Genomic DNA, 26,350 nt, shown 5'->3' with positions numbered 1-26,350 from the left:
CGGGGGCGGCGCAGCGACGACCGCCTCAGCCGAGGTGTCGTGACACGCGACCATCTGGTCCAGGCCGGATGGTCGCGGTGGCAGAGTACCGATGTGCCTACGAACCGATCGACCACCACGGGATCGCTGCTCACCGCGCTGTGCCCGGACCTGCGGACCGCCCTGGCCAGGGTCGGCTACGACGCCGATACCTTGCTCGAGGTGCTCGGCGACGCGCACGCTGCACTGGGTCGCTCGGAGCCGGTGCCGGTGCGCAGGGCGGCGCGCGAGGCGGGCGAACTGGGCGCGCTCATCCGCCTGCTGCTGCTCGGCGATGCGCTGCCGGAGCGGGAGGTCGCCGCCGCACTCGCACCGGTGGACCTGGACCGCGCGGTGGCCGCGGGCCTGCTCGATCGCGACGGCGACGCCGTGCGGGCGGCGCTGGACCTCCGCCCGCTGGACGCGGGCGCGGGCACCCGATGGATTCTGTCCGATCTCGACGACTCGATGCGCCGCCGCACGCTCACCGAGGACCATGTGCTCGGCGTCGGCCACGCCTCTCTCTCGCTGCTGCGCGCCACTCCGGCACGGCCGATCGGCACGGTGCTCGACCTCGGCACCGGTTGCGGAGTGCAGGCGATACACGCCGCCTCCTACGCCCAGCAGGTCACGGCTACCGATGTCAACGCCCGCGCGCTGTGGCTGGCCGAAGCCACCGCGGCGCTCAACGACCTGGACATCGAATTGGTCGAAGGCTCGTGGTTCGAGCCGGTCCGCGGAAGGCGCTTCGACCAGATCGTGGCCAATCCGCCGTTCGTGGTCGGCCCCACCCGCGTCGAGCACACCTATCGTGACTCCGGCCTCGCGCTCGACGGAGCAAGTGAACTGGTGGTCTCCCAGGCGGCCGGCCTGCTCGCACCCGGCGGCACCGCCGCGATGCTGGCGGCGTGGGTCCATGTCGAGGGCGAGGACTGGCGCGACCGGGTCTCCTCATGGTTGCCCGCCCATGGTGTCGACGCCTGGGTGGTGCAGCGCGACGTCGCCGATCCCGCCCTCTACGTCGGCACCTGGTTGCGTGACGCGGGCCTCGACCCGCGCGATCCGGCCGCGCAAGCCCGTGCGGAGAGCTGGCTGGACGCCTTCGCCACCGCCGATGTCGATGGCATCGGTTTCGGTTTCGTCTACCTGCGCGCCATCGAAGGTCCGGCCGAGCTGCTCGCCGAGGACCTCACGCACGGCTTCGACGACCCGCTCGGTGAGGAGGCCGTCCGGTATTTCGAGCGCTCGGCCTGGCTGCGCGCCGTCGCCGGAGATGAGAATCTCGCCTGGTCCGCACGTTTCGCGGTGGACTCCGCGACCGCGCTGGAGCGAGTGTACCTGCCCGGCGCCGACGGCTGGGCGCCGGAGGTGGCGCGGCTGCACCGCGGCGACGGCCCGCGCTGGCAGCACGAAGTGGACGAGACCACGATCTCGCTGCTGGCGGGAATGCGAGCCGACGGCCTGCCGTTGTACCAGCTGGTCGAACTACTGGCGCTCGCCCACGGCTCCGAGGAGGTGACCGCCGAGTTCGCGGCCGACGCGTTGTCCGTGGTCACCGGACTGGTACGTCACGGATTGGTACGGCCCGTATAACCGTACGGCAACTACGCGTCGACCGGCGCCGGTCCCGGCCGGAGGATCGCTCCGCGACGCGGTGCTTCTCAGGAACTTCTCAGACGAGAGGGCAGAAAACCGCAGCTCAGAGCGGTTTATGTCAGCCGTAACGGGGAACTTTCTCCGTGTCGGGTCCGTTGATCGGAGTGAGACACCACCGACAGGAGGCAAGTCATGACAAGCCCCGCCACCACTCGTGTGCGCACCAGCGATTCGGACCTCGACGCCCAGAGCCCCGCCGCCGACCTGGTACGTGTGTACCTGAACGGGATCGGCCGTACCGCGCTGCTCACGGCTGCCGACGAGGTCGAGCTGGCCAAGCGCATCGAGGCGGGCCTCTACGCGCAGCACCTGCTGGAAACCGGTAAGCGGTTGTCGGCCGGCCGGAAGCGGGATCTAGCCCTCGTCGTGCGCGAAGGTCAGGCTGCCCGGTCGCATCTGCTCGAAGCCAACCTGCGCCTCGTTGTCTCGCTCGCCAAGCGCTACACCGGCCGCGGAATGCCGCTGCTGGACCTGATCCAGGAAGGCAATCTCGGACTGATCCGGGCCATGGAGAAGTTCGATTACACCAAGGGCTTCAAGTTCTCCACCTACGCCACCTGGTGGATCCGGCAGGCCATCACCCGCGGCATGGCCGACCAGAGCCGCACCATTCGCCTGCCCGTCCACTTGGTCGAGCAGGTGAACAAGCTGGCCAGGATCAAGCGCGAACTGCACCAGCAGCTCGGCCGGGAGGCCACCGACCAGGAACTGGCCGTCGAATCGGGCATCCCGGTGGACAAGATCTCCGATCTGCTCGACCACAGCCGCGACCCGGTGAGCCTGGACATGCCGGTCGGCAACGACGAAGAGGCTCCGCTGGGCGATTTCATCGAGGACTCCGAGGCCACCTCGGCCGAGTCCGCGGTCATCGCCGGTCTGCTGCACCATGACGTGCGCAGTGTGCTCGCCACCCTGGACGAGCGCGAACAGCAGGTCATCCGGCTTCGTTTCGGCCTTGACGACGGCCAGCCGCGCACCCTGGACCAGATCGGCAAGCTCTTCGGCCTCTCCCGCGAGCGAGTGCGCCAGATCGAGCGCGAAGTCATGGCGAAGCTGCGCAAGGGCGAGCGGGCCGACCGGCTGCGCGCCTACGCCAGCTGACCCTCGCCGGCGCCGGTAGCTCGCGGACAGCTCCGGCGTTCGGCTCGGTGACCTCACAGAGGTCACCTTTCCGCGCCGACCGGTGACCGCGCGTGGCCCGCCCCCTCCGGGCGTCGCGCGAGCCGGTCGGCGGTGTCGTATTCCCCCTCTCCCGGCTTGTCGCCGTGCTCAGCCCTGGTCCACCGCGATGTCGTACTTGACGGTGTCGCCCTCGACCGAGGTCACGGTCAAGGTCACGCCCAGGTTGTCGGCGCCGGGGGTCAACGTGCAGCGCATGGTCGTCCCGGTCTTGCCGGTGAGATCGCCAGGACGGTCGATCGCGTCGGGTTCCTGGCCGACTTCCTGCGTGAGCGAGTCCTTGACCGACTTCTCCAAGTCGGCCTCCGCAACTTTCGCGGTGCCGATGCTGACGGAACACGCGGTGAGCGCCGCCGCGACCAGCGACAGCAGGGCAAGGATTCGGATCTTCATGGCGAGCAGGCCTTTCTTTCGGACGAATCTGGCATCGACAGATCGCGGCAACAGCGATCGTCCGTTATCGGGCACCCGCGACATGGCCTGTGCGAGCCGACGGCTCAGGCGCGCCATCGCCCTCGCCGCTGGCGCGCTCCCGCCCGGCCGACACGATCGACGTCAGCCCAGCCGACGCGGACCGGAGTCGAAACGGCTCGGTTCCGGGCCGATGCGGCCGCGCGCGTACAGGATCTCCGCCGAGCTCGGTGAGGCCAGTACCGGATCGAAGGACAATTCCCGCATCTCCGGTAGGTCGTCGAAGAGGGCTGAAATGCGCTGGGCGAGTTCGGCGAGGGCGGCTTTGTCGACGCGTGGGCTGGCGGGAGTACCCGACAGCAGCGGGGCGGCGCGCGGCGCGTCGATCAATGCGGTGGCCTCGTCGGCGGTCAGCGGAAGCGCCCGGTAAGCGCGGTCGCCGAGGAGTTCGATGATCAGGCCGGACAAGCCGAACTCGATCACCGACCCGAAGGACGGATCGTCCTGCACGCGCAGGATGCAGCCGACACCCTTGGTGGCCATCTTCTGGATGTGCAGCAGTGGATCACCACACAGCTCGGCCAGATCGGTGTACGCCTGCCGCACCGCCTCCGGCCGCCACAGGTCGAGCCGGACGCCGGTGAGATCCGGCCTGCGCCGCCACAATTCGCCGGTCGCCTTGGCCGCCACCGGGTAGCCGAGTTCCTCCGCGGCGGCGACCGCCTCCTCGGCGCTGCGCACCTCGCGAAACTCCACGACCGAAATGCCATAGCAGGCAAGCAGTTCCACGGTCTCCAGATCGGTGAGCCAGCGACCGCCCGATCCGGCCATCCAGTCCACCACCAGCTGGCGGGCGCGGTCGCTGTCGATGTCCCGTGGCCGCACCACAGCGCAGACCGGCCTGGTGCGCCATTCGGCATAACGCCGGACCCGGGCCAGCGCCCGTGCGGCGCGCTCGGGATCGGGATACGACGGAATCGAACCGTGCACCGCGGTGGCGCCCGCGCCGCGCACCGCGAGCAGGTTCGGAATCCCTTGCTCGGCGACGAACGTGGTGAGAACCGGCTTCTCGACCTCGGGCACGGCGGCCGCCGCCGCGCGGATCGCGTCCGCGAACCCAGTGGTCGGCAGTGGCACCGGCGGCGCGAAAACAACGATGACAGCATCGATCTCGTCCGACCGCAAGACCGCGACCAGCGCGTCCAGATACGCACCCGGCGTCGCCTGCGGCCCCAGATTCACCGGATCGCCGGCCTGGAGGCCCTCGCCTTTGGCCGCGTCGACGGCCAGCCAGTTCAGCGCCGTGCTGTTGCCGACCACCGCCAGCCGCTCGCCGCGCGGCAGCGGTTGGTAGCCGAGCAGGGCGGCGCAGTCGAAGAGCTCGGAAATCGAGTCGACCTGGACGATGCCCGCCTGCGCGAACAGATCCCGCACGATCGAACGGTCCATGTCACCGGCCTGCTGGGCGACCGAGCGGCCACTGCTCACCGCCACGATCGGTTTGGTTCTGGCCACCCGGCGCGCGATCCGGGAGAACTTGCGCGGATTACCGAAGCTCTCCAGATAGAGCAGCACCACGTCGGTGTCCGGGTCGCTGTCCCAGTACTGCAGCAGGTCGTTGCCGGAGACGTCGGCACGGTTACCCGCCGATACGAACGTCGAGAGGCCGAGATTGCGCGCCGCGGCCTCGCCGAGAATGGCCGCGCCCAATGGCCCGGATTGACAGAAGAATCCGATCCGCCCACGGCCGGGAAGAACTGGGGCCAGTGTCGCGTTCATGGCCACACCGGGGTCGGTGTTCGCGATGCCGAGCGCGCTCGGTCCGACCACGCGCATGCCGTGGCCGCGGGCTGCGGCGACCAACTCACGTTCGGCCGCAACGCCGTCCCGGCCGGTTTCGCTGAACCCGGCGGTCAGCACCACGAGTCCCTTCACGCCCTTGGCCATACAGTCGTCCAGTACCGACCCGATCGCGGCGGGGGGCACCGCGACCACGGCGAGATCGACCTCGTCGGGGATCTCCCTGACCGTCGCGTACGCGCGTACTCCCCGCACCGCCTTCCGGTTGGGGTTCACCGGGAACACCGGTCCCTGAAACACGCCGGACAGCAAATTCGTCAGCACCACTCCGCCGACCCGCCCCGCCGCCGGGGTGGCGCCGATGACCGCAACCGATCGCGGGGCGAGCAGATTGCCCACACTGCGCGCCTCGGAGGCACGTTCGCGCGAATCGCGGACCGACAGCAGCGCTTCGGTGGGGTCGATGGCGAACTCCAGATGCAGCACCGACCCATCCCTGCTGCGCTCGACCTGATAGCCCGCCTCCCGGAAGACCGTCACCATCACGGTGTTCTCCGCGAGCACCTCGGCAACGAAGGTCTCGATCTTGTTCTCGGCGGCCGCGCCGGCCAGGTGCTCCAGCAGAATCGAGCCGAGCCCGCGCCCCTGATGCCCGTCCGCCACCACGAACGCGACCTCCGCCGCCCGCGGGCCGACCCGGTCCAGCAACTCGTAGCGTCCCACCGCCACGATCGCCTCGCCCAGTTCCAGCACCAACCCGACCCGGTCGTGGTAGTCGACATGCGTGGTCCGGTACAGGTCCTTGGGCGAGATCCGCGGATAGGGACCGAAATACCGCAGATACCTGGTGCGATCGGACAGCGCGCCGTGGAATTCCTGCAGGCGATCGGCGTCGTCGGGCGTGATCGGACGCAGCCGCACGACGCCGCCGTCGGAGGCCAGCACGTCGGCGAACCAGTGCTGCGGCGGCGGAGGCGGGATGGCGGGGGCTCCGGTGTCGGGGAAGTCAGTCACGAGGGTCCTCCGGATCGAGGCCCAGCAACCCGAAAGTCGCTCGGCGGGTGGCCAGCACGGCCATGTCGACGGCGCGTTGGGCGCGGTCGAGCCGCATGTCCCCAGTCTCCCCGGTACCGCCGGGGCCATCCCACGGACGGTAAGCAACGTCACCGCCATCGCCCATGGTGTGTGGCGGATCCGACCGCGGCGCCGCGCTGCGGATTCCGTCGATCCAGTTCTGCGGTATCGGTGTCGCGGGGTCGATGGTGCGATCCAACGCGGTGGCCAGCAGATGCGTCCAAGCTCGCGGCACCACCCGGATCAGGCCGTATCCGCCGCCGCCGACGGCGAGCCAGCGTCCTTCGGCGTACTGGTCGGCCAGGTCGCGCATAGCGCGGAACGCCGCACGCTGACCGTCGACGGTGAGTTCCAAGTCGGCCAAGGGGTCTTCCCGGTGCGTGTCCACCCCGCATTGGCTGACCACGATCTGTGGCCGGAACGCCGCCACGGCGCCGGGTACCACCGCATGGAATCCGCGCAGCCACTGCGCGTCCCGAGTGCCCGGCAACAGCGCCAGGTTGATCGACGTGCCCTCCGCCGCGCCCGCGCCGGTCTCCTCCGGCCAACCGGTGTTGGGCCACAGGGTTGCCGGGTGCTGGTGCAGCGAAATGGTCAGCACCCGAGGATCGCCGTAGAAGGCCCGTTGCACACCGTCACCGTGGTGGACGTCCACATCTATGTAGGCGATGCGGTCGAAACCGTGGTCCAACAGCCAGGAGATGGCCACCGCGGGGTCGTTGTAGACGCAGAACCCGGCAGCCGAATCGGCCATCTCGTGATGCATGCCACCGCCGATGCTCACCGCGCGCTTGGTGCGCCCCTCCGCGATCTCCCGTGCCGCGGCCAAGGTGCCGCCGACGATCGTGGACGCCGCCTGGTGCATGCGCGGAAACACCGGATTGTCCGGCGAACCCAAGCCATAGGGGGGTGCGGTGGGCGAACCGATCGGCGGCACGGCGTGTTCGACGGCGTCGAGATAGTCGGGCGTGTGAATGCGCAGCAGGTCCTGGCGTTCCGCGCCGGCGGGTTCGAGCAGTTCGACGCCCTCGAGCAAGCCGAGACTTTCCGCCAGCGCCATGGTGAACTTCAGGCGTGCCGGTTTCATCGGATGCTCCGGGGTCCAGGCGTAATCCAGAAACCGATCGGTCCAGACGACGGTTCCCGGCCGGCTCTTCCCGGACGACGCCGACGCCGGAGGTTCGCCGCGGGGTGCAGTGGCCATACTCGCAACGCTAGCGGGAAGCAAGGGACCCCGCGAAACGTTCCTATGCAGTACAAATACAAGCAAGTGCGGTCACGGCTGCCTGCCGTGCGCCGACCGGGTTGCCGCGGCGCCGCCGGAGACATCGGGCGCGGCGCGGAGCGACACGATCCGGCACACGGCGGTGTCGGCGTGCGTGGGTAGAATTCGGGCCGACGAAGGGGTAACAGGTGAAGGATCTGGTCGACACCACGGAGATGTATCTCCGTACCATCTACGACCTCGAGGAGGAGGGCGTGGTGCCCCTGCGCGCCCGGATCGCCGAGCGCCTCGAGCAGAGTGGCCCGACGGTGAGCCAGACCGTGGCGCGGATGGAGCGTGACGGTCTGCTGCTGGTCGCCGGAGACCGTCATCTGGAACTGACCGAGAAGGGTCGCAGCATGGCAGTGGCGGTGATGCGCAAGCACCGGCTGGCCGAGCGGCTGCTCGTCGACATCATCGGGCTCGACTGGCAGAACGTGCACGCGGAGGCCTGCCGCTGGGAGCACGTGATGAGCGAGGACGTCGAACGACGCCTGGTCGAGGTCCTCAACCACCCCACCACCTCCCCGTACGGCAACCCCATCCCGGGTCTGGACGAACTGGGCGTCGTACCGCCCGCCGCCGCCGACGAGAAACTGGTGCGGCTGTCGGATCTGCCGCACGGGCAGGTGCACGCCGTGGTGGTGCGCAGGCTCGCGGAGCACATCCAGACCGATCCTGAGGTCATCGGCCGCCTGCGCGAAGCGGGCGTCGTGCCGGACGCGCGCGTCACGGTCGAGAACAAGCCGGGCTCGGTCGTCATCACCGTGCCGGGGCATGCCGGTTTCGAGCTGTCGGACGAGATGGCGCACGCCGTCCAGGTGAAGCTGGTCTGACGCGTGAAACTTCTGGTAACGGGTGGCGCGGGCTACGTCGGTGGTGTCTGCGCGCAGGTTCTGCTCGAAGCCGGGCACGAGGTCGTCGTGGTCGACGACCTGTCCACCGGAAACGCCGACGGCGTTCCCTCCGGCGCCCGATTCGTCGAGGGCGACGTGGCGGCGGCCGCGCCCGCGCTGCTGGCCGCCGAAACCTTCGACGGTGTCCTGCATTTCGCGGCGCAGTCGCTGGTCGGCGAGTCGGTGCAGCAGCCGGAGAAATACTGGCACGGCAACGTGGTGAAGACCTTCGAAATGCTGGAGGCGATGCGGCGCGCGGGCACGCCCCGGCTGGTCTTCTCCTCGACCGCGGCCGTCTACGGCGAACCGGAGCAGGTGCCGATCACGGAGGACGCCCCGGCCCGCCCGACCAATCCGTACGGCGCCTCGAAGCTGGCCATCGACCATGCCATCACCTCCTATGCGATCGCGCACGGGCTTGCGGCGACCAGCCTCCGGTATTTCAATGTCGCGGGCGCCTACGGTGGTCTGGGCGAGAACCGCGTGGTGGAGACGCATCTCATCCCGCTGGTGCTGCAGGTCGCGGCCGGGCATCGCAAGGCGATCTCGGTCTTCGGCACCGACTGGCCCACCCCGGACGGCACGGCGGTCCGCGACTACATCCACATCCGCGACCTCGCCCAGGCCCATCTGCTGGCCCTGTCGACGGCGGAGGCGGGCACCCACCGGATCTACAACCTCGGCAGTGGTACCGGGTTCTCCGTGCGTGAAGTGATCTCGGCGTGCGAACGGGTCACCGGTCTGCCGATCACCGCACAGGACGCGCCGCGCCGCCCCGGCGACCCGGCGACGCTGATCGCCTCCAGTGCGCGCGCCATCGCCGAACTCGGCTGGCGACCTGAACACAACGACCTCGACGAGATCGTGACCGACGCCTGGGCTTTCCTCCAGTCGCTCGGTTCTCGCGCGCACAGCGCACAGTAGTCGGCTCCGCGCCCCCCGAGCCTCGGCTCGGGCGGGCACAACCTCACCAGCCCGACCCAGCCGACGGCTCGGCCAGGGCAATGATCCTCCGGGCGCAGCGCGGATTGCGGGATCCTCCCTGCGGTCAATCGGAACTCCCTTCGGAGAATGACGCTCCGCCAATTCGACATCCCACCCGCACGGCCCCTTCACGACGCTGATGTGCCCAGGTCGACACCGAGCCCCGCGGCGGTCTGGTAGCCGCTGCGGGCCAGTCGCCGCAACTGTTCCGGACGCATGCCCAGGCGCAGTGAGGTACCGAGCAGCACCGCCATCGGATGTCCCGGATCCGCCTCCAGCGCGGCCTCCAGGGCGATGCCGGCGAGCGGACCTTCACCGCGAACGTAAGCGCTGTAGCCGAGCAGCGCCGCGGCCTCGGCGCGATCCGGACCGGACAGGGCGCGGGTCAACGCGCCCCACAGCGCCTCAGCAGCGGCGGCATGGTCGCCGACGGCCAAGGCGAACATCGTGTCCCGGACCGCCCGATCCCGCAGGGCGACGGCAAGTTTCGCCAATTCGGGCGCCATCAGGGCCGTGCCGGACGCGACGTTGGCGATCTGCCACAGCACGTAGTCGAGGGCCTGCCTGCTGTATTCGTTCGGATCACCGTGGCGCGCGGCCCGCGCATATCGCTCCCGGGCGAGGGTCAGCGCTTTCTCCAAGTGCGCCGCGACTTCCGCGCACGACAGCGGATCCACCGCGACCAGGTCGGTGAGTTCGGAGCGGGAGCCGCGGATGGGCCTGCCGTCCAGCACATGGGTGAGCGCGACCATCGAGGCGGCCGGATCCCGGAGCACACCACGCCGGTCCGGCCCGGTCAATGTCCACCAGCGCTGCCCGGCGGCGATCTCGCATGTCGCCCACGCCCCGGTCAGTGCAATGTCGGCGAACGCCAATCGCCTGCCGAGCGCGCCGACCAGCACGTCGAATCGTCCTGCGGCGCAGCGCTTCCGGTCGGCGTGAGGGTCCGGTTCTCCGGCGCGATCGTCGACCAGGACCGCCAGCACCTCCGCCGCCTCGGGTCCGCAGATCCGCGTAACGGCGGCGGCCAGCGGCCCGGAGCGCACCCGCCCTTCACCAGGGCAGTCCAGGTCGAACCGCACCACCGCGTCGACCACCGCGGCGTCCGCGGCTCCACGCCGCAGGACGAGCACCACCACCGACCGCTCCGGAGTGAACCCCAGCATCGCGGGTACCGCCGCGATCAGCTCGCCCGGATCATGCACGGACACAGCGTGTTGGGGCATATCCCGGCCGAAGGGCGGGGGCTCGTCGCAACACCGGGCTTTTCGCACCGGGTCGGCACGGGTACGCCGCTTCGCCGCCGCGCTCGCTTCGGCTTCCGATGTCTTCGAAACCGACTTTCGCGCAATAGCATCTACGTCGTCGGGTCGCCGGGTACCGGAGGAGGCAGGGCAGGCCAGCGCAGGTCGGCTACGCATGCCAGGGCGGCGCGCGCTGTCCCGGCCCTCGGGCTCGGCGTCGACAGGTTCAGGAGCGGGATGGGGTGTCGCGGAAGTGGTCATGCGCCGAGTCTTCGGGTCCGCGCTCTGAAGTCTTCGAGGCCGACCTCGTGTTTCGGCTGGTCTGGGGAATTCACTCCACACTGTGCATGAATCGCCCACGCGGCCGTAGCGACCGCGATCGATGTCGGTGGCGGCTGCTACGGTGGCGCCGGGGCCGGTCCGGGATGAGCCGCGCCTACCCCTCTCGCACCTTTCGCACAGCCGTCGAGAACAGTGCGTCCAGCGCCACCGTATCCGGTTCTCCGTGGTCGAAAGACATGTACGTCACCGAGATTCGGACATCCCCGATCTGGGCCACGAGCGTACGCATGGACTGGGTCAGCCCGGCACCGCCCGCCTCCGGCCGCACGGTCCTGCGCAGCGCTACAGTGTCGTCGGCGTCGGCCGCTGGTGGCGCGTCCAGCTCGGTCAGCACGGTGGTCGTGGCGCCCGCGCGGGTCACCCGCACCGATCCGCACTGCGTCGACCGGGCACGCAACGAGGCCAACGCCTCCTCGGTGCGCGCCAATTCGACGGTCAGCGTGGCGCGTGTCGCCTCGTCCGTGCCCACCGCCATCGCCGTCCGGTCAGGTCCGAAGTCCTGGCGGGGCGGCACACACCAGCTGGGCTGTACGCCGGCACCGCGTCCTATGCCGTCCAAATCGCCCGCGGCCTGGGCCACGGCTTCCTGCGGCAGCACCACAGCCGGGTACCGGGCGGGAAACTGCGCCGGATCCGGCAGCAGCGTCGGCAGTTCCGCGCTCACCTGGCGGGTCACCGTGGTCGGTGCCGACGAATGCGGGCGGCCCGGCACTGTCGACCCGCACCCGGCCAGCAGCACGGCGCACACGACCGGCACCGTCCAGCTCGGCCGCCTGCGCGTCGAATCCACCACCGTCACACGCTCACTGTGCCAAACTCCCGGAGCTCAGCCGGAGATGCCACGCCGCCGGGCCGGGAATGCGCGGCCCACCGATGCTGTTGCCTCGGAGTATGGGCCGGTGTCCGGCCGTGCGCGATGACCGTCATCGGCATGGGGGACAATGGACGGTGGTCCCCGTCTCGGACGACTGCTCGTCGCATGACTACCACCACCGGTGGCGAACGATCGGGCAGGCAACCACACTGGCGCGTGAGGTACGCGTCCGGGCCGCAGGAACCGCGCAGGAAGGAGTACGCGATGGACTACGAGTCGCGAATGTACGAACTGGAGTTCCCCGCTCCGCAGCTGTCGTCCGCCGACGGCTCGGGCCCGGTCCTCGTGCACGGACTGGAAGGCTTCACCGACGCCGGACACGCGGTACGGCTGGCTACCACGCACCTGCGCGAGAGCCTCGAGAGCGAGCTGGTCGCCTCGTTCGACGTGGACGAGCTGCTGGACTACCGCTCGCGGCGCCCGCTCATGACGTTCAAGACCGATCATTTCTCCGAGTACGCCGAGCCGGAGCTCAACCTCTGGGCGCTGCGTGACACCGCGGGCACCCCGTTCCTGTTGCTCGCGGGTCTGGAGCCGGACCTACGCTGGGAGAAGTTCACCACCGCGGTGCGCCTGCTCGCCGAACAACTCGGCGTACGCCGCAGCATCGGGCTGAGCGCGATTCCGATGGCCATTCCGCACACCCGCCCGCTCGGGGTGACTGCGCATTCCTCCGATCGCGACCTGATCTCCGAGCATCAGCGGTGGCCGGGAGAACTCCAGGTGCCCGGCAGCGCGTCCTCCCTGCTGGAATTCCGCATGGCCCAGCACGGTCACGAGTCGGTCGGCTTCTCGGTACATGTCCCGCATTACCTGGCGCAGACCGCCTACCCGGAGGCCGCGCAGACCCTGCTGGAGAACGTCGCCGGCAACGCGGGCCTGGAATTTCCGCTGGCCGCGCTCGGCGAGGCCGCCGCGCGCGTGCGCGAACAGGTCAACGAGCACATCGCGGGCAATGTCGAGGTGGAGACCGTGGTGCACGCCCTGGAGCGGCAGTACGACAGCTTCGTGACCGCGCAGGAGCGGCAGTCGAGCCTGCTGGCCGGTGACGGCGAGCTACCCAGCGGTGACGAGCTGGGCGCGGAGTTCGAACGATTTCTCGCCGAACAGGGTGGCTACAACGGCGACGACAAGGGCGAGCGGGACTGACTCCGGGCGCGGTCGGAGTACCGATCGCCCCTGCACGCCCCGCCGATAGCGAGGCCGTAGGGTGGTCGGAGTGGATCTGACCGAACTGCTCGACATCCCGGGGACCGACGCCGACGCACTCTACGAGTCGTTCGGGATGTGGGCCACCGAGCAGGGCACTCCGCTGTATCCGGCGCAGGACGAAGCACTGCTGGAGCTGGCTTCGGGATCCAACGTCATCCTCGCCACCCCCACCGGATCGGGAAAGTCACTGGTCGCGGTCGGCGCACACTTGTTCGCGCTCAGCCAGGGCCTGCGCACGTATTACACCGCTCCGATCAAGGCGCTGGTGAGCGAGAAATTCTTCGCCCTCTGCGAGGTGTTCGGCGCCGAACGCGTCGGCATGGTCACCGGCGACGCCGCGGTGAACCCGGACGCGCCGATCATCTGCGCCACCGCGGAAATCCTGGCCAATCTGGCGCTGCGCGAAGGCGCGGACGCCGGTGTCGGCCAGGTCGTGATGGACGAATTCCACTTCTACGCCGATCCCGACCGGGGCTGGGCGTGGCAGGTCCCGCTGCTGGAACTGCCCCGCGCCCAGTTCCTGCTCATGTCGGCCACGCTCGGCGACGTCGACTTCTTCGCCCGCGATCTGGAACGCAGGACCGGCCGCTCCACCGCGATCGTCGCGGGCAGCGAACGCCCGGTCCCGCTGAGCTTCTCCTACGCTCGCACCCCCATCACCGAGACCCTGGAAGAACTGGTTACCACCCACCAGGCGCCGGTGTACGTGGTGCACTTCACCCAAGCCGCCGCGCTGGAGCGCGCCCAGGCGCTGACCAGCGTGAACTTTGCCACCCGCGCGGAGAAGGACGCGATCGCCGAGGCGCTGGGCGAGTTCCGGTTCGCGGCGGGCTTCGGCAAGACCCTGTCCCGGCTGATCCGGCACGGCATCGGCGTCCATCACGCGGGCATGCTGCCGAAATACCGCCGTTTGGTGGAGCGGCTCGCTCAGGACGGACTGCTGAAGGTGGTGTGCGGCACCGACACCCTCGGCGTGGGCATCAACGTGCCCATCCGCACGGTGCTGCTCACCGGGCTGACCAAATTCGACGGCGTGCGCACCCGACGCTTGAAAGCCCGGGAGTTCCACCAGATCGCCGGCCGCGCGGGACGGGCGGGCTACGACACCATGGGCACGGTCGTGGTGCAGGCGCCCGAGCACGAGGTGGAGAACACCCGGCTGCTGGCCAAGGCGGGCGACGACCCGAAGAAGCAACGCAAGGTGCAGCGGCGCAAGCCGCCGGAAGGCTTCGTCTCCTGGAGCGAGGACACCTTCGACCGCTTGGTCACGGCCCAGCCGGAACCGATGGTGTCGCGCTTCACCGTCACCAACGCCATGCTCCTGAACGTGATCGCCAGGCCGGGCAACTGTTTCGACGCCATGCGCCACCTGCTCGAGGACAATCACGAACCGCGGCCCGCCCAGCGCAGGCACATCCTGCGCGCGATCCGGCTCTACCGCGCGCTGCGCGACGCCGGGGTGGTCCAGCAGCTGCCGGAACCGGACGCCCACGGCCGCCGCGCCCGGCTGACCGTCGACCTGCAACGCGACTTCGCCCTCGACCAGCCGCTGTCGCCGTTCGCGCTGGCCGCGCTGGAGCTCCTGGACAAAGACTCCCCGAGCTATACCCTCGACGTGGTGTCGCTCATCGAATCCACGTTGGAGGATCCGCGCCAGCTGCTGATGGCCCAGCAGCACAAGGCGCGCGGGGAGGCGATCGCCGAGATGAAGGCCGACGGCATCGACTACGACGAGCGGATGGAGCTGCTCGAAGAGGTGACCTGGCCCAAGCCGCTGGCCGAGCTGATCGAACCGGCCTATGAGACCTACCGGGCCGGGCATCCGTGGGTGTCGGAGTTCGCGCCCGCGCCGAAGTCGGTGGTGCGCGACATGATCGAGCGCGCCATGACCTTCGCCGAGCTGATCTCCTTCTACGAGCTGGCCCGCTCCGAGGGCGTGGTGCTGCGCTACCTCGCCGACGCCTACCGCGCGCTGCGGCGCACGGTACCGGATTCCGCGCGCACCGAGGAACTCGACGACATCACCGAGTGGCTCGGTGAACTTGTGCGCCAAGTGGATTCGAGTCTGCTGGACGAATGGGAGCAGCTCACCAATCCCGGCGCGGAGACCGACGCCGACCAGGTCGCCTTCGGCGCGGAGACGGTGCGCCCGATCTCCGCGAACGAGCGCGCCTTCCGGGTCCTGGTCCGTAACGCGATGTTCCGCCGCGTCGAGCTTGCCGCGCTCCGGCGTTGGGACGACCTGGCCGAACTGAGCCCGCGCCTGGACTGGGCGCAGGCACTGGCCGACTATTTCGCGGAGTACGAGCGGATCGGCACCGGCCCCGACGCCAGGGGCCCGCAGCTGTTCCAGGTGGATCGAAGACCGGGATTCTGGCGGGTGCGGCAGGTGCTCGACGACCCGGCGGGCGACCATGGCTGGTCGATCGACGCGGTGGTCGATCTCGCCGAGTCCGACGCCGCGGGCGAGGTCGTCTTCGACGACGTCACGGTGTCCGCCGGCTGAACCCGCACCCACTGCCGGTTCCGTATCCACGCAGGTCGGCGCGCCCATCCTGGTAGCAGGGCGGGGTTCGGCGACCGTGCAGCGAATCCGAGGTTTGACGGATTCGTTTCTGGGTAGGGGCCGCTGATACTCTCTCCCCCGCTGCCCAAGCGAAAGATCAACTATGCCCGAATCGCCGTACCTTGTCATCCATCCCGAGCGTGTCCGCGAGAATTACCGCGCGCTCGACGCCGCCCTGTCCGCTGACCGGGGCGCCGCGACGAGGATCCGCTTCGCCGTCAAGGCGAGCCCGGTGCCGGAGATCGTTCGCCTGCTCGACGAGGAGGGCGCGGAGTTCGACGTCGCCAGCATCGGCGAGATCGACCTGTGCCTCGGGCTCGGGGTAGCGCCGGAACGGCTGTGCTACGGCAACCCGATCAAGAAAGCCGCCCACATCGCCCGGGCCTATGCGCTGGGTGTGCGCCGCTTCGCCTTCGACACCGAAGACGACCTGCTGCGCATCGTCGAGCACGCACCCGGCTCCGAAGTGGAGTGCCGCTTCCTCGCCTCGGCACCGGAGTCGCGGACCCCGTTCGGCACGAAGTTCGGCTGCACACCGGGCGAGGCGTTCCGGCTGCTGGTCCGGGCCAGGGATCTCGGATTGGCCGTCGCCGGGCCGTACTTCCACGTCGGCTCCCAGCAACTGGACCCCGCCGCGTGGCGGATCGGCATCGAGCAGGCGGGCCGGATCGTGGAAGCCTTGGCGGACAAGGATATTCCGGTCGGCTGGGTGAACATCGGGGGCGGGCTGCCGATCTCCTACGCCGACTCCGCGCCCGCACTGGGTGAGATCGCCGCGGTAGTGCAGCACGCCGCGGCCGAATTCCTTTCCGGGAAAACCGGATTGGTCGTCGAACCGGGCCGCGCACTGGTCGGTTCGGCGGGCACGATTCATGCCGAGGTCGTCGGCGTCCGCACCGCGCCGGACGGACGACGCTGGGTGTATCTCGACATCGGCCGCTACAACGGCATGGCCGAGACCGAGAACGAGTACATCGCCTACCGGTTCGTCACCGACCGGGACGGCGACCCCGTCGATGAGGCGGTGGTAGCCGGTCCGACCTGCGACGGCGACGATGTACTGTATCAACGCACGCGAGTCCTCCTACCGACCACGTTGCGAGCCGGTGATCGCATTCGGATCCCCGACACCGGCGCCTATACCGCGAGCTATTCGTCGGTGTCCTTCAATGGTTTTCCGCCCTTGACCGTTCATGTCTCGGGCGCTGAGCGAGAGTGAGTTTGCCCATGACGGCGGAATTCACCGGCTGGCATGTGCTGGCCGAGTTCGGTGGTGTCGACGCAGCCCTCTGCGACGATCTCGAACGACTCGAATCGGCGTTGCGTGAATCTCTGATCGCGGCGGGCGTCACCATCTGCGATGTCGTACACAAGAAGTTCGAACCGCAGGGGGTGACCGTCCTCGCGCTGTTGTCGGAGTCCCACGCCTCGATTCACACCTATCCGGAGTCCGGCGACATCTTCGTCGACGTCTTCACCTGCGGCAGCATCGGCGCGGGAGCGTCGAAGGCGGTCGAGCTGCTCCGGGATAAGTTGTCCCCCAAGGATGTTCGCATGCAGGTCATCCGCAGGGGACACGGCGGCCAGCGGATCGAGGAACCGGTCGGCGCGGGCCTGACCCGCATCTGGGACCTGCACGAGGTGATCGTCGACACACACACGCCGTTCCAGCACATGGTCATCGCGCGGACCGAGCAGGGCATCAGCCTGTTCTCCGACGACGACCGCCAGTCCACCGAGTTCTCCCAGCTGACCTACCACGAGGCGATGATGGTCCCGGCCTTCACGCTGGCCGAGAAGCTGGACAAGGTGCTCATCATCGGCTCCGGCGAGGGCGTGGCCAGCCAGATGTCGGTCGCCGCGGGCGCCACCCACGTCGATCACGTCGACATCGACCAGCTCGAGGTCGAACTGTGCGCCCAGCACCTGCCCTACGGCTACACCAGCGATGAACTGGCCGCCGCGGTCAAGGGCGAGGGGCCGATCACGGTGCACTACGCCGACGGCTGGGATTTCCTCGCCGCCGCGGCCGAGACCGGCACCCGCTACGACGTCATCGTGATCGACCTGCCGGACGAGCGCGTCGAGGACGCCCAGCACAACCGGCTCTACGAGGCGGAATTCCTGTCCCGATGTCGCGCGCTGCTCGCTCCCGGCGGCGTGCTGAGCGCCCAGGCCGGATGCGCGACCATGTGGCGCAACGAGACGCTGAAGCGGTCCTGGCAGCGCTTCCACGAGCAGTTCGGCACCGTCGTGCACTACGGCAGCGACGAGCACGAGTGGTCGTTCCTGTTCGGCCTGGTCGACACGGTCGAGGACCCGGTCGAGGGGATGACCGATCGTCTGGCGCTGCTGCCGTACAAGCCCGAGACCATCGACGCGCGGGCGCTGATGCGCGGCGCGATCGAACCGCACGCGCTGCGGGTGTAGGCAGGTCGAGCCCGAACGCGCCGGCCGGATCCGGCGCGTTCGGCAGATCCGTTTCGGGCGGTGTCAGACCCGCGACGAGCCCACCGACGGCAGTTCCGGCTGCTCCAGCGGTGTGCTGTCCTTCGGCTCCTCGCCGCTGGGCCCGAACACCATGCCGTTCTTCCACGCGCTGCGCTCGAACATCCGCTGCAGCGGCGTGGCGACGAATGTGGTGACCGTCGTCATGATCGCGAGCACGGTGTACAGCTCGGGCGTGATCAGCCCGGCCGACAACCCGACGTTGAGCAGCACCAGCTCCATCAGCCCGCGGGCATTGGACAGCGCGCCCATGGCGCCGGCCTCCCGCCAGCCCATGCCCTGGGAGCGGGCGACCAGCCCCACTGCCCCGAACTTGCCCGCGAACGACACCACCAGCACCACCACGGTCATCACCAGCACCTTCGGCTCGAAGATGAGGCTCAGCTTCGTGTTCAGGCCGGTGTAGATGAAAAAGGCGGGCAGCAGCAGGTATCCGACCAGCGGCTCGAAGCGGTCCCGGATCCGATCCAGCAGCTCGCCGCGGGGCATGACGATACCGGCGACGAAAGCGCCGAGCACGGAATGGATCCCGACAAAGTCGGTGACGCTGGCGGCCAGCAACACCACCAGCAAGACCACGGTGAGCTGACCGACCGGCAATCCGCCCGCACGTTCGGTATCACCGCGCCGCGGCGTCCAGGTCTCCAGCCGCGCCAGCCAGCGACGGGCGACGAAGAGCATGAACAGCAGGTAGGCCAGTCCGCCGCCGACCGCGAGGTAGACACCGCCCGGACTGTCCTTCGCCGTCGCGACGACCACGGCCAGCAGCACCCACGCGCACGCGTCGTCGACGGCCGCGACGGCCAGCGACATCGTGCCGAGCCGGGTGTTCATCAGTCCGGAGTCGTAGATGATCCAGGCCAGGATCGGGAACGCGGTGACCGCGACGGCGGCGGCGAGGAACAGCGCGCCTTGCCAGTCGGCCACCCCTTCGGTGAAGAATCCGCCCTGCACGGCCATCCACCAGCCGACCGCGCCGCCGAGCACCATCGGCACCGCGACGCCGGTCGCCGAGGTGGCCCCGGCCTGGCGCAGGTGCTTGCCGAAGATGTCGAGCTGGAACGAGCTGCCGACCAGGAACATGTACAGCACCAGCCCGACCTGGCCGACCACGTAGATGGCGGTCAGATTCGGATGGACGATGCTCGTGTCTCCTACCGCGAGCTTCGTCGGGAACAGCCACTCCTGTGCCTGCGGCCAGGCCCAGCCGAGCACCGATGGCCCGAGCAGGAAGCCCGCGATCATGATGGCGACCACCTGTACTTGCCCCAGGCGCCGCAACAGCGGCCAGAGCAGGCGGTAGGTCACCAGGATGACCGCGATCTGTATGAAGAAGTGGGTCGAGATTTCCAGTAGCGATGGCATCGCAGCTCCCCTCCGTCGAGCTGTGTCGGTCGTATCAGGATCTCGCCCCGGCGCGGAAACGTAACGGGCGTCGGCGTGATTTGCGTGACGAGTTCGGCGACGCCCGAATCATATGTTCGCGTGTGGCTTTTCGCGGTTTCAGGATTGCTGCTTACGCCACTCTTCGACGTTCATCCCGCCGACTCCCCAGTCCGACAGCGCAACCTCGTCGATGACGACGAAGGTGCTCGCGGGCGCCTTGCCGAGCACATCGTGCAGCAGATCGGTGACGCCCTTGATCAGTTGCACCTTCTGCTCGGGGGTAACGCCCTCGTCGGTGACTTTGATGTTCACGTACGGCATCAGGCTGCCCTTCCGGTGATGAACCCGCCGTCGACGGGAAGGACGTGTCCAGTGATGAACGCGGCGTCTGCGAGATACAGCACCGCGGCGGCGGTTTCGGCGACTTCGCCGATGCGGTTGAGCAGGGCCAGCCTGCCTGCGGACGCTTCGTCGCCGTCGCCGAACAGCGGGGTACGGATGATGCCTGGAGCGACCGCGTTGACCCGGATGCCGTCGGCCGCGAGTTCGGCGGCGAGGCTGATGGTCAGCGCGTGCACGCCGCCCTTGCTGATCAGCGCGGCCGACGCGGGCAGCCCGGCGAGGGCGTGGTTGATCAGCACCGTGCCGATGTTCACGATGCTGCCGCCCCTGGCCTGTTCCAGCAGCTGTCGGACCACGGCCTGCGTGGTGAAGTAGGTGCCCTTGAGGTTTCCGTTCAGATAGCGGTCCAGGTCCGGCTCGGTGACGTCCACGAAGGGCTTGGCCCCGAAGATGCCCGCGTTGTTGACCAGCACGTCCACGCCGCCGAACCGCTCGACGGCGGCGTGGACCAAGGTGGCTCCCGTCGCCGGCGCGCCGATATCGCCGACCACCATGGCCACCCGCTTCGGCGCGCCCAGTTCGGCGGCGACCCGCGAAAGCTTGGCAGTGTCACGCCCGTTGAGCACCACGTTGTCGCCGCGCTCGACGAACGCCCGTGCGATATCGCGCCCGATCCCACTGGAGGAACCGGTCACGATGACCGTCTTTGCCATATCTCTCCTTCTTTTATACGACCGGTCGTCTTCAAATGGGTATGCGACGACACCGGGCGGAACAGCCCTGAATCAGGGCAGGAAATAGTCGCCGAGCAGGCGATCCAAGCACTTGTGCAGCGGCACGAGGGTGCGATCGATTTTCATCTTGATGACCGCACCCTCCCAGGATTCGAGCAGCAGGTCGGCCAGTTCGGTGGCGTCGATATCGGCACGGATCATGCCGAGCTGCTGCCCGTGCGCCAATTGCTCGGCGACACGGTCGCGCCATGCGGCCCACGCTGCCGACAGCGATTCCCGCAGCAGCTCACTGCCTTCCAGTTCGCCGCCGAGGTTCGCGATGAGGCAGCCACCGGTGAAATCGGCCGCCACGAAATCGTCCATCAGCCGCCCGAAGAACGCCCGCAGCCCGCTCACCGGGTCCGGCGCGGTGCCGAACGCCTCGGTCAGATTGCGCTGCACACACAGCGAGTGGTGCTCGATGATCGCGCGGCCGAAGCTCTCCTTGCTGTCGAAGTAGTTGTAGAACGACCCCTTGGGCACACCGACCTTGTCCAGGATCTGCTTGAGCCCGGTGCCGTGATAGCCGTTGGTCAGAAACCCCGCGGCACCTTCCTCGACCAGAAGTCGCCGGGTGTCTGCACTACGTCGCGGTCGCGCCATGAATCGACTATACGACCGGTCGTCTTGAAATGGCAAGCCCGGAGACCGCACTGATCGGGTTACTCCCGCTCCACCTCGGCTGATGCGGCATACGGAGGGTTGCGCCACCGCGCGGATCGCGAGGCGAAATGCGCGAGATGCTCGGTGGCGAACCGATCCCGTTGCCAGTCCGCCGGATCGGCGGCGGCAGTCCAGACGTAGGTCCACACCGGACCGCTCCGGTCGCCGACGCGCACCCTGCGCAGGTCGTATTCGTCGTCTTCGAACGCGTCGACGATCGCCCATTCCACCGCGGTGAGTCCACTGAGCACGGCGCCCCGGGTCAGCCCCTCCGGCGCGACGACCAATCCGGGATAGATCCGCCTCGGCAGTGCGGCCGCGCGCCAGCCGGTCAGCTCGGCCGGTTCGAGCGACGGAATCCTCCCGAGCAACTCCGCCAACACTTCGGGAAACTGCAGTGTGCCATAGACGAACAGCGCGTGATCCAGCCCGGACAGACTACCCAGCCGCCCGGAACCCAGCGCCGCTGATTCCATGTCAACCGCTCCTCTCACCCGATACCCACTGTGCCCGACCCGCGCGCTCGGCGCAGGGCCGACGCCTATATCGGCCGCTGGGCGCGGATGATGGCGGCCAAGTATTCGTAGTCGTCGACACGGGCGCTGGAGGCACGGAACGCGAGTCCGATGGTGCGGCCGGGCGCCGGGTCGGCGAAATGCGCGACATCCAGTGCGCCGCTCGCCGTTTCCGCCGCGACGGCCATCTGCGGTATCAGGGTCACACCGAGCCCGCCCGCGACACACTGGACCACGGTCGTCAGCGAGGCGGCCCTGGTATCGCCGACCGCGGCGGGGTGGGCATCGGCCGATCGGCACGCCTCCAAGGTCTGGTCGCGCAGGCAGTGCCCCTCGTCCAGCAGCAGCAGCGGCTGGGCGTCGAGCACCGACGCGGCCAGGTCAGTACGCCCGGCCAGCTCGTGGCCACGCGGGGTGACCAGCACGAATTCCTCTGAGTAGAGCGGGATCTCGACCAAACCGGGCATGTCGGCGGGAACCGCCAGCAACGCGATGTCCAGGACACCCGTGCGCAGCCCGTCCAGCAGCCGGGCGGTCTGGTCTTCGATGATCTGCGGGCGCAGCGCGGGCAGCCGCTTGCGCAGTTCGGGCAGCAACCCGGGCAGCACATAGGGCGCCACCGTCGGAATGATGCCCATCCGCAGGATGCCACCGAGCCCGTCCCCGGTCGCCGAGGCGACGAAGCGGTCGGCGGCCTCCAGCGTGGCCATCGCCTTGGGCAGCAAGCGCATTCCGGCGGCGGTCACCAGCACACGCCTGGTACTGCGTTCGATCAGCTGGATCCCGAGCCCGTGTTCGAGCGCCGCGAGCGCCTGCGATAGCGTGGGCTGGCTCACACGGAGGCGGGCGGCCGCGGTGCCGAAATGGCGATATTCCGCGACTGCCACGAACGCACGCAGCTGTGACAGGGTGGGCTGATAAGTCTGATCAGTCACTCCTATCAGTCTAGTGCGACTGATCACCTTTACCTTTTACCGGTGCTTCGTGCAAGATCACCGGTGAGCTTTGCACGCGGTCCGCGCACCGGGCCCGGAGGCGGTGGCTTGCGTGACGAACGGGCCGCGAAGACCGCACATCGAACACAGCGCTAGCAAACCAACATGACGAGGAGACGAGCATGGCCCTGCTGACCATCGGCGACCAATTCCCGGCATACAACCTCACCGCGGTCATCGGCGGTGATCTGTCGAAGGTCGACGCTCAGCAGCCTGACGACTACTTCACCCGGATCACCAGCGACGACCACGCGGGCAAGTGGCGGATCATCTTCTTCTGGCCGAAGGACTTCACCTTCGTGTGCCCGACGGAGATCGCCGCGTTCGGCAAGCTCAACGACGAGTTCGAGGACCGGGACGCGCAGGTGCTCGGCGCGTCGGTGGACAACGAGTTCGTGCACTTCCAGTGGCGCGCGCAGCATGAGGATCTCAAGACCCTCCCCTTCCCCATGCTCTCGGACCTGAAGCGTGAATTGGCCACGGCCACCGGTGTGCTCAACGCCGACGGCGTCGCCGACCGCGCCACCTTCATCGTCGATCCGAACAACGAGATCCAGTTCGTCTCGGTCACCGCCGGTTCGGTGGGCCGCAACGTCGACGAGGTGCTGCGGGTGCTGGACGCGCTGCAATCCGACGAGCTGTGCGCCTGCAACTGGAAGAAGGGCGACCCGACCATCAACGCCGGTGAGCTCCTCGCGGCCAGCGTCTGAAAAGCCCCGGCGCACCGGGAATTCCGGTGCGACATCCAGACCACCGAGAAACGACCCGTCCCCTACGGGGCTGACCTGAGCAGAGGAATCGCCGCATGAGCATTGAGAACCTGAAGAACTCCCTTCCCGGGTACGCCAAGGACCTCAAGCTCAACCTGTCATCGATCGCGCGCACCACGGTGCTGAACGAACAGCAACTGTGGGGCACCCTGCTGGCGTCGGCGGCCGCGACCCGGTCGACGACCACGCTGCGCGAGATCGCCGAGGACGCCGCCGGCGTGCTGACCGCGGAGGCGTACGACGCCGCGCTCGGCGCCGCCTCGATCATGGGCATGAACAACGTGTTCTACCGGGGCAAGGCGTTTCTCGGCGGTCGCTACGACGACCTGCGAGCCGGACTGCGGATGCAGATCATCGGCACGCCCGGCGTCGACAAGGCCGATTTCGAGCTCTGGTCGTTCGCGGTCTCCTCGATCAACGGCTGCGCCCACTGCCTGGAGGCGCATGAGCACACGCTGCGCGAGGCGGGCGTTTCCCGCGAGGTGATCTTCGAATCGTTGCGCGCCGCGGCCATCGTCGCCGGTGTCGGCCAGGCGGTGCAGTCGACCGAGGCGCTCACCACGGCCGCGATCTGAGCTCGTCGCGAAGAGGCCCCGGTCTGCGGATCGGGGCCTCTTCGCCGTCGTGGTGTGGTCTGGACCACAGCCCGGTGCCGGGGCACCGAGTAGGCTCGGCGAGCATGGGCACACAGCTTGACGTGGTCCGGGTGTTCACCGATTCCGCCGGGCGGTTCGGCAACGAACTGGGCATCGCGCGGGCCGCGGACGTGGCCACGGCCGACCGGCAGGCACTGGCGGCGAAGGCCGGATACGCCGAGACCGTAGTGGTCGAGGAGCCGGTCGACGAGATCGCCACGGTTCGGATCTATACCCCGACGGTGGAACTCCCGTTCGCCGGGCACCCGTCGGTGGGCACAGCATGGTGGTTCGCCGCCCAAGGAAGCCCGGTGCGGACGCTGGACGTCCCCGCGGGCCCGGTGGCGGTGGAACTCACCGACGGGCTGACCTGGATCACCGCGCGCGGTGAATGGGCGCCGACCTTCACCTTCCACCAGCTCGCCGACGCCGAGGAACTCGCCACCCTCCGAGCGGACGAGTTTCCCGGCGGCCCGCACTATCTGTGGAGCTGGACCGACGAACATCGCGGCATGCTGCGCTCACGCATGTTCGCGCCGACCATGGGGATCACCGAGGACGAAGCGACCGGCGCCGCGGCCGTGGCGTTGACCGCGCTGCTGCGCAAGAGCCTGGTCATCACCCAGGGCAGGGGCTCCCAATTGTTCACCCAGTGGGACTCCGACGGCTGGGTACGCCTGGGCGGGCGTGTCGTCGCCGACCAGCCGGTCGAGATCTAGCCCCCTGCTCACGACTGCGCCTCGGCGGCGCTCGCGTCCGTCGTGCGCAGGGGCGCGCTGTGTTCGCGGTTCGCTCGCTGACGCTCGCTCACGGGAGCGGCACGCCGACGATAGGCTCAGCGCTCGGCGCGTCCGAACCGCCGGCCGGTTCGACGCTCATCGCGAGGAGTTCGCCCGACCGGAATCCCGTCACGAACGGCCGATCGGCCGACGGCGTGTCGCTCAGCACTCCGACCGACCGTGGCTGCCCGTCGGAGCCGACCAGCCACATTTGATACACCTGGCCCGGCGGCGGCGGCGCGACCTGGTCGAAAACGACGACCGCGCGCCCGAGCTCCGGCGACACGTCCACGACCAGCAGGCCGCCGCCGGCGACCGACCCGCGCACGGTCTGCACCTCCGGCTGGACTTCCACCTGGTTCGCCGCGGTCGGAGATGGCGGCGAGCCGACGAATCGCGTGGTCACCACGGTTGCGCCGAGCACAAGGCACGCCGCGGCGGCGACCGCGACAGTCCACCGCGGAGGCCGCCGCCACGACCAGAGCCGGGTGACCGGCCTTCCGGTGCCGCGGTCCGGCAATGCCGCCAGAATGCGGCGTTCCAGTTCCGGCGGCGGCGCGTGCTCGTCGAGCACGGCCAGCCGTCCCATCACCTCGCGCACCTGCCAGACGGTGTCGGAGAACGCCTGCCGCACGGCGGGGTCGGCAGCCGCCAACCGCGCATCGATATGCCTGCGTTCGATATCGGCGACCGCGTCCAGCGCGCACGGATAGGCGAGGTCGATGAGGTCCGCGTCCGCCCGCGGTGAGGTGTCAACCATCGGTGCCTTCCCCGGCCAAGCACTTCTCCAATCGCTTCAACCCGTCGCGGATGCGGGTCTTGATCGTGGGCAGTGGGACCGAGAGGTGGTCGGCGACCTCACGGTAGGTGTGCCCGCTGTAGTACGCCAGTACGATCGCTTCGCGCTGGGTGGGCGTCAGCTTGTCCAGGCAGCCTGCCACCTGTTGTTCTTCGATGCGCTGCGCCACCGATTCGGCGACGACGTCGTGGGCGCGGCCCAGCTGCTCGTGCGCGTAGACCAGCTCGCGGCTGGTGGCCGAGCTCTCCGCGCGGACCCGGTCCACCGCGCGGCGGTGCGCGAGCATCATGATCCAACCGACCGGGCTGGCCAGCGTGGGGTCGTAGCGGTCAGCCATCGTCCACACCTGGAGGTAGACCTCCTGGGTCACCTCTTCCGCGGCGGCGTGGCTGCGCAGAATACGCACCGTCAGCCCGAATACCCGGGGGCTGGTCAGCTGGTAGAACTCGGTGAACGCGCCACGGTCGCCCGCGCCCGCCGCCGCGAGCAGCGCCACAAGTTTGCCGGTCGCCAGACCGACCCGCGCCCGGCCGTCCGCGGCGGGCAGTGCGCACGCGAGCATCAGGTCGTCGGGTTCGTCCCGCTCCCGCGCCGGATAGCCGGACCCGTGTGGTGAAGCAGAACCGTGGTCGTTGCTCATCGCCGAATCCCCTGCCTGCATAAAC

24 protein-coding genes are annotated in these 26,350 nt (G+C 68.9%); 11 read left to right on the top strand and 13 right to left on the bottom strand.

Features of this window, described 5'->3' with window-relative positions; genetic code table 11:
- Positions 1-93: 93 nt before the first annotated feature.
- Both AB0M45_RS11715 and AB0M45_RS11710 read left to right on the top strand, forming a co-directional pair.
- Positions 94-1,611 (top strand): methyltransferase, encoded by a 1,518-nt coding sequence (locus tag AB0M45_RS11715; RefSeq protein WP_364326168.1) that lies wholly within the window; start codon positions 94-96, stop codon positions 1,609-1,611.
- A 195-nt stretch (positions 1,612-1,806) separates the two neighbouring features.
- Complete coding sequence (locus tag AB0M45_RS11710) at positions 1,807-2,775, top strand: sigma-70 family RNA polymerase sigma factor (RefSeq protein WP_364326165.1); 969 nt, start codon at positions 1,807-1,809, stop codon at positions 2,773-2,775.
- A 168-nt stretch (positions 2,776-2,943) separates the two neighbouring features.
- Here the strand turns inward: AB0M45_RS11710 and AB0M45_RS11705 are convergent, their stop codons facing one another.
- The 3 genes from AB0M45_RS11705 to AB0M45_RS11695 all read right to left on the bottom strand — a co-directional run bounded on the left by AB0M45_RS11705 (position 2,944) and on the right by AB0M45_RS11695 (position 7,225).
- Complete coding sequence (locus AB0M45_RS11705; RefSeq protein WP_364326162.1) at positions 2,944-3,246, bottom strand: DUF4333 domain-containing protein; 303 nt, start codon at positions 3,244-3,246, stop codon at positions 2,944-2,946.
- Positions 3,247-3,408: 162 nt separating this feature from the next.
- A complete protein-coding gene (locus AB0M45_RS11700) occupies positions 3,409-6,078 on the bottom strand; it encodes a GNAT family N-acetyltransferase (protein ID WP_364326160.1) in 2,670 nt (889 codons plus the stop codon).
- Positions 6,071-7,225 carry an acetoin utilization protein AcuC gene (locus AB0M45_RS11695; protein ID WP_364326254.1) on the bottom strand — a complete coding sequence of 385 codons (1,155 nt, stop codon included), beginning with the start codon at positions 7,223-7,225 and terminating at the stop codon, positions 6,071-6,073. The genes AB0M45_RS11700 and AB0M45_RS11695 overlap by 8 nt, the downstream gene beginning before the upstream one ends.
- Positions 7,226-7,551: 326 nt before the next feature.
- Between AB0M45_RS11695 and AB0M45_RS11690 the strand changes: the two genes are divergently transcribed.
- Together AB0M45_RS11690 and galE are read left to right on the top strand one after the other, a co-directional pair.
- Complete coding sequence (locus AB0M45_RS11690; RefSeq protein WP_364326157.1) at positions 7,552-8,238, top strand: iron dependent repressor, metal binding and dimerization domain protein; 687 nt, start codon at positions 7,552-7,554, stop codon at positions 8,236-8,238.
- Positions 8,239-8,241: 3 nt separating this feature from the next.
- Complete coding sequence (gene galE / locus AB0M45_RS11685; protein WP_364326155.1) at positions 8,242-9,222, top strand: UDP-glucose 4-epimerase GalE; 981 nt, start codon at positions 8,242-8,244, stop codon at positions 9,220-9,222.
- 188 nt (positions 9,223-9,410) lie between these two features.
- Here the strand turns inward: galE and AB0M45_RS11680 are convergent, their stop codons facing one another.
- Both AB0M45_RS11680 and AB0M45_RS11675 read right to left on the bottom strand, forming a co-directional pair.
- The gene (locus AB0M45_RS11680) at positions 9,411-10,487 is read right to left on the bottom strand and encodes a DUF4192 domain-containing protein (RefSeq protein ID WP_364326152.1); all 1,077 of its coding nucleotides are present in this window, start codon (positions 10,485-10,487) and stop codon (positions 9,411-9,413) included.
- Positions 10,488-10,962: 475 nt separating this feature from the next.
- Positions 10,963-11,667: a DUF5642 family protein gene (locus AB0M45_RS11675; RefSeq protein WP_364326149.1), complete on the bottom strand. Its 705-nt coding sequence runs from the start codon at positions 11,665-11,667 to the stop codon at positions 10,963-10,965.
- 279 nt (positions 11,668-11,946) lie between these two features.
- On the opposite strand from AB0M45_RS11675, the gene AB0M45_RS11670 reads away from it, so the two are divergent.
- From AB0M45_RS11670 to speD, 4 genes are all read left to right on the top strand, one after another.
- Positions 11,947-12,891 carry a PAC2 family protein gene (locus AB0M45_RS11670; RefSeq protein ID WP_364326146.1) on the top strand — a complete coding sequence of 315 codons (945 nt, stop codon included), beginning with the start codon at positions 11,947-11,949 and terminating at the stop codon, positions 12,889-12,891.
- Between the two features lie 70 nt (positions 12,892-12,961).
- Positions 12,962-15,460, top strand: coding sequence for a DUF3516 domain-containing protein (locus tag AB0M45_RS11665; RefSeq protein WP_364326143.1), 2,499 nt, complete (start codon positions 12,962-12,964; stop codon positions 15,458-15,460).
- Positions 15,461-15,623: 163 nt separating this feature from the next.
- Positions 15,624-16,739: a type III PLP-dependent enzyme gene (locus tag AB0M45_RS11660; protein WP_364326141.1), complete on the top strand. Its 1,116-nt coding sequence runs from the start codon at positions 15,624-15,626 to the stop codon at positions 16,737-16,739.
- A gap of 8 nt (positions 16,740-16,747) precedes the next feature.
- Positions 16,748-17,950, top strand: a complete 1,203-nt coding sequence (gene speD, locus AB0M45_RS11655) for an adenosylmethionine decarboxylase (RefSeq protein ID WP_364326139.1) — start codon at positions 16,748-16,750, stop codon at positions 17,948-17,950.
- A gap of 63 nt (positions 17,951-18,013) precedes the next feature.
- On the opposite strand, the gene AB0M45_RS11650 is transcribed toward speD, so the two are convergent.
- From AB0M45_RS11650 to AB0M45_RS11625, 6 genes are all read right to left on the bottom strand, one after another.
- On the bottom strand, positions 18,014-19,393 hold the full coding sequence (locus AB0M45_RS11650; protein WP_364326136.1) for a cation:proton antiporter: 1,380 nt from the start codon (positions 19,391-19,393) through the stop codon (positions 18,014-18,016).
- Between the two features lie 138 nt (positions 19,394-19,531).
- Positions 19,532-19,735: a 4-oxalocrotonate tautomerase family protein gene (locus AB0M45_RS11645; RefSeq protein ID WP_364326134.1), complete on the bottom strand. Its 204-nt coding sequence runs from the start codon at positions 19,733-19,735 to the stop codon at positions 19,532-19,534.
- Entirely contained in the window at positions 19,735-20,469 is a 735-nt protein-coding gene (locus AB0M45_RS11640; RefSeq protein WP_364326131.1) for an SDR family oxidoreductase, read from the bottom strand. Before AB0M45_RS11640 ends, AB0M45_RS11645 begins: the two co-directional genes overlap by 1 nt.
- Before the next feature lie 72 nt (positions 20,470-20,541).
- Complete coding sequence (locus AB0M45_RS11635; RefSeq protein WP_364326128.1) at positions 20,542-21,132, bottom strand: TetR family transcriptional regulator C-terminal domain-containing protein; 591 nt, start codon at positions 21,130-21,132, stop codon at positions 20,542-20,544.
- 59 nt (positions 21,133-21,191) lie between these two features.
- Positions 21,192-21,668, bottom strand: coding sequence for a gamma-glutamylcyclotransferase family protein (locus AB0M45_RS11630; RefSeq protein WP_364326124.1), 477 nt, complete (start codon positions 21,666-21,668; stop codon positions 21,192-21,194).
- Between the two features lie 65 nt (positions 21,669-21,733).
- On the bottom strand, positions 21,734-22,642 hold the full coding sequence (locus tag AB0M45_RS11625) for a hydrogen peroxide-inducible genes activator (RefSeq protein ID WP_364326121.1): 909 nt from the start codon (positions 22,640-22,642) through the stop codon (positions 21,734-21,736).
- Between the two features lie 182 nt (positions 22,643-22,824).
- On the opposite strand from AB0M45_RS11625, the gene AB0M45_RS11620 reads away from it, so the two are divergent.
- The 3 genes from AB0M45_RS11620 to AB0M45_RS11610 all read left to right on the top strand — a co-directional run bounded on the left by AB0M45_RS11620 (position 22,825) and on the right by AB0M45_RS11610 (position 24,826).
- Positions 22,825-23,412, top strand: a complete 588-nt coding sequence (locus AB0M45_RS11620) for a peroxiredoxin (RefSeq protein ID WP_364326118.1) — start codon at positions 22,825-22,827, stop codon at positions 23,410-23,412.
- Positions 23,413-23,507: 95 nt separating this feature from the next.
- On the top strand, positions 23,508-24,047 hold the full coding sequence (locus AB0M45_RS11615; protein WP_364326115.1) for a carboxymuconolactone decarboxylase family protein: 540 nt from the start codon (positions 23,508-23,510) through the stop codon (positions 24,045-24,047).
- Positions 24,048-24,151: 104 nt separating this feature from the next.
- A complete protein-coding gene (locus AB0M45_RS11610; RefSeq protein WP_364326112.1) occupies positions 24,152-24,826 on the top strand; it encodes a PhzF family phenazine biosynthesis protein in 675 nt (224 codons plus the stop codon).
- An 88-nt stretch (positions 24,827-24,914) separates the two neighbouring features.
- On the opposite strand, the gene AB0M45_RS11605 is transcribed toward AB0M45_RS11610, so the two are convergent.
- Both AB0M45_RS11605 and sigK read right to left on the bottom strand, forming a co-directional pair.
- The gene (locus AB0M45_RS11605; protein WP_364326109.1) at positions 24,915-25,646 is read right to left on the bottom strand and encodes an anti-sigma factor; all 732 of its coding nucleotides are present in this window, start codon (positions 25,644-25,646) and stop codon (positions 24,915-24,917) included.
- Positions 25,639-26,325 carry an ECF RNA polymerase sigma factor SigK gene (gene sigK, locus AB0M45_RS11600; RefSeq protein WP_364326106.1) on the bottom strand — a complete coding sequence of 229 codons (687 nt, stop codon included), beginning with the start codon at positions 26,323-26,325 and terminating at the stop codon, positions 25,639-25,641. The genes AB0M45_RS11605 and sigK overlap by 8 nt, the downstream gene beginning before the upstream one ends.
- Positions 26,326-26,350 lie beyond the last annotated feature (25 nt).

The organism is Nocardia sp. NPDC051787, assembly GCF_040681325.1.
GTDB lineage: Bacteria > Actinomycetota > Actinomycetes > Mycobacteriales > Mycobacteriaceae > Nocardia.
The sequence above is the reverse complement of the archived record's forward strand: the minus strand, read 5'-3'. Positions and strand labels throughout refer to the sequence as shown.

What these genes read in the sequence shown, in the direction of transcription:
- AB0M45_RS11645 (WP_364326134.1), bottom strand. Translation starts at nt 19,735, where the DNA reads ATGCCGTACGTGAACATCAAAGTCACCGACGAGGGCGTTACCCCCGAG.
- AB0M45_RS11705 (WP_364326162.1), bottom strand. Translation starts at nt 3,246, where the DNA reads ATGAAGATCCGAATCCTTGCCCTGCTGTCGCTGGTCGCGGCGGCGCTC.
- AB0M45_RS11670 (WP_364326146.1), top strand. Translation starts at nt 11,947, where the DNA reads ATGGACTACGAGTCGCGAATGTACGAACTGGAGTTCCCCGCTCCGCAG.
- AB0M45_RS11615 (WP_364326115.1), top strand. Translation starts at nt 23,508, where the DNA reads ATGAGCATTGAGAACCTGAAGAACTCCCTTCCCGGGTACGCCAAGGAC.
- AB0M45_RS11610 (WP_364326112.1), top strand. Translation starts at nt 24,152, where the DNA reads ATGGGCACACAGCTTGACGTGGTCCGGGTGTTCACCGATTCCGCCGGG.
- AB0M45_RS11635 (WP_364326128.1), bottom strand. Translation starts at nt 21,132, where the DNA reads ATGGCGCGACCGCGACGTAGTGCAGACACCCGGCGACTTCTGGTCGAG.
- AB0M45_RS11660 (WP_364326141.1), top strand. Translation starts at nt 15,624, where the DNA reads ATGCCCGAATCGCCGTACCTTGTCATCCATCCCGAGCGTGTCCGCGAG.
- AB0M45_RS11640 (WP_364326131.1), bottom strand. Translation starts at nt 20,469, where the DNA reads ATGGCAAAGACGGTCATCGTGACCGGTTCCTCCAGTGGGATCGGGCGC.
- AB0M45_RS11650 (WP_364326136.1), bottom strand. Translation starts at nt 19,393, where the DNA reads ATGCCATCGCTACTGGAAATCTCGACCCACTTCTTCATACAGATCGCG.
- AB0M45_RS11620 (WP_364326118.1), top strand. Translation starts at nt 22,825, where the DNA reads ATGGCCCTGCTGACCATCGGCGACCAATTCCCGGCATACAACCTCACC.
- speD (WP_364326139.1), top strand. Translation starts at nt 16,748, where the DNA reads ATGACGGCGGAATTCACCGGCTGGCATGTGCTGGCCGAGTTCGGTGGT.
- AB0M45_RS11605 (WP_364326109.1), bottom strand. Translation starts at nt 25,646, where the DNA reads ATGGTTGACACCTCACCGCGGGCGGACGCGGACCTCATCGACCTCGCC.
- AB0M45_RS11630 (WP_364326124.1), bottom strand. Translation starts at nt 21,668, where the DNA reads ATGGAATCAGCGGCGCTGGGTTCCGGGCGGCTGGGTAGTCTGTCCGGG.
- sigK (WP_364326106.1), bottom strand. Translation starts at nt 26,325, where the DNA reads ATGAGCAACGACCACGGTTCTGCTTCACCACACGGGTCCGGCTATCCG.
- AB0M45_RS11695 (WP_364326254.1), bottom strand. Translation starts at nt 7,225, where the DNA reads ATGAAACCGGCACGCCTGAAGTTCACCATGGCGCTGGCGGAAAGTCTC.
- AB0M45_RS11710 (WP_364326165.1), top strand. Translation starts at nt 1,807, where the DNA reads ATGACAAGCCCCGCCACCACTCGTGTGCGCACCAGCGATTCGGACCTC.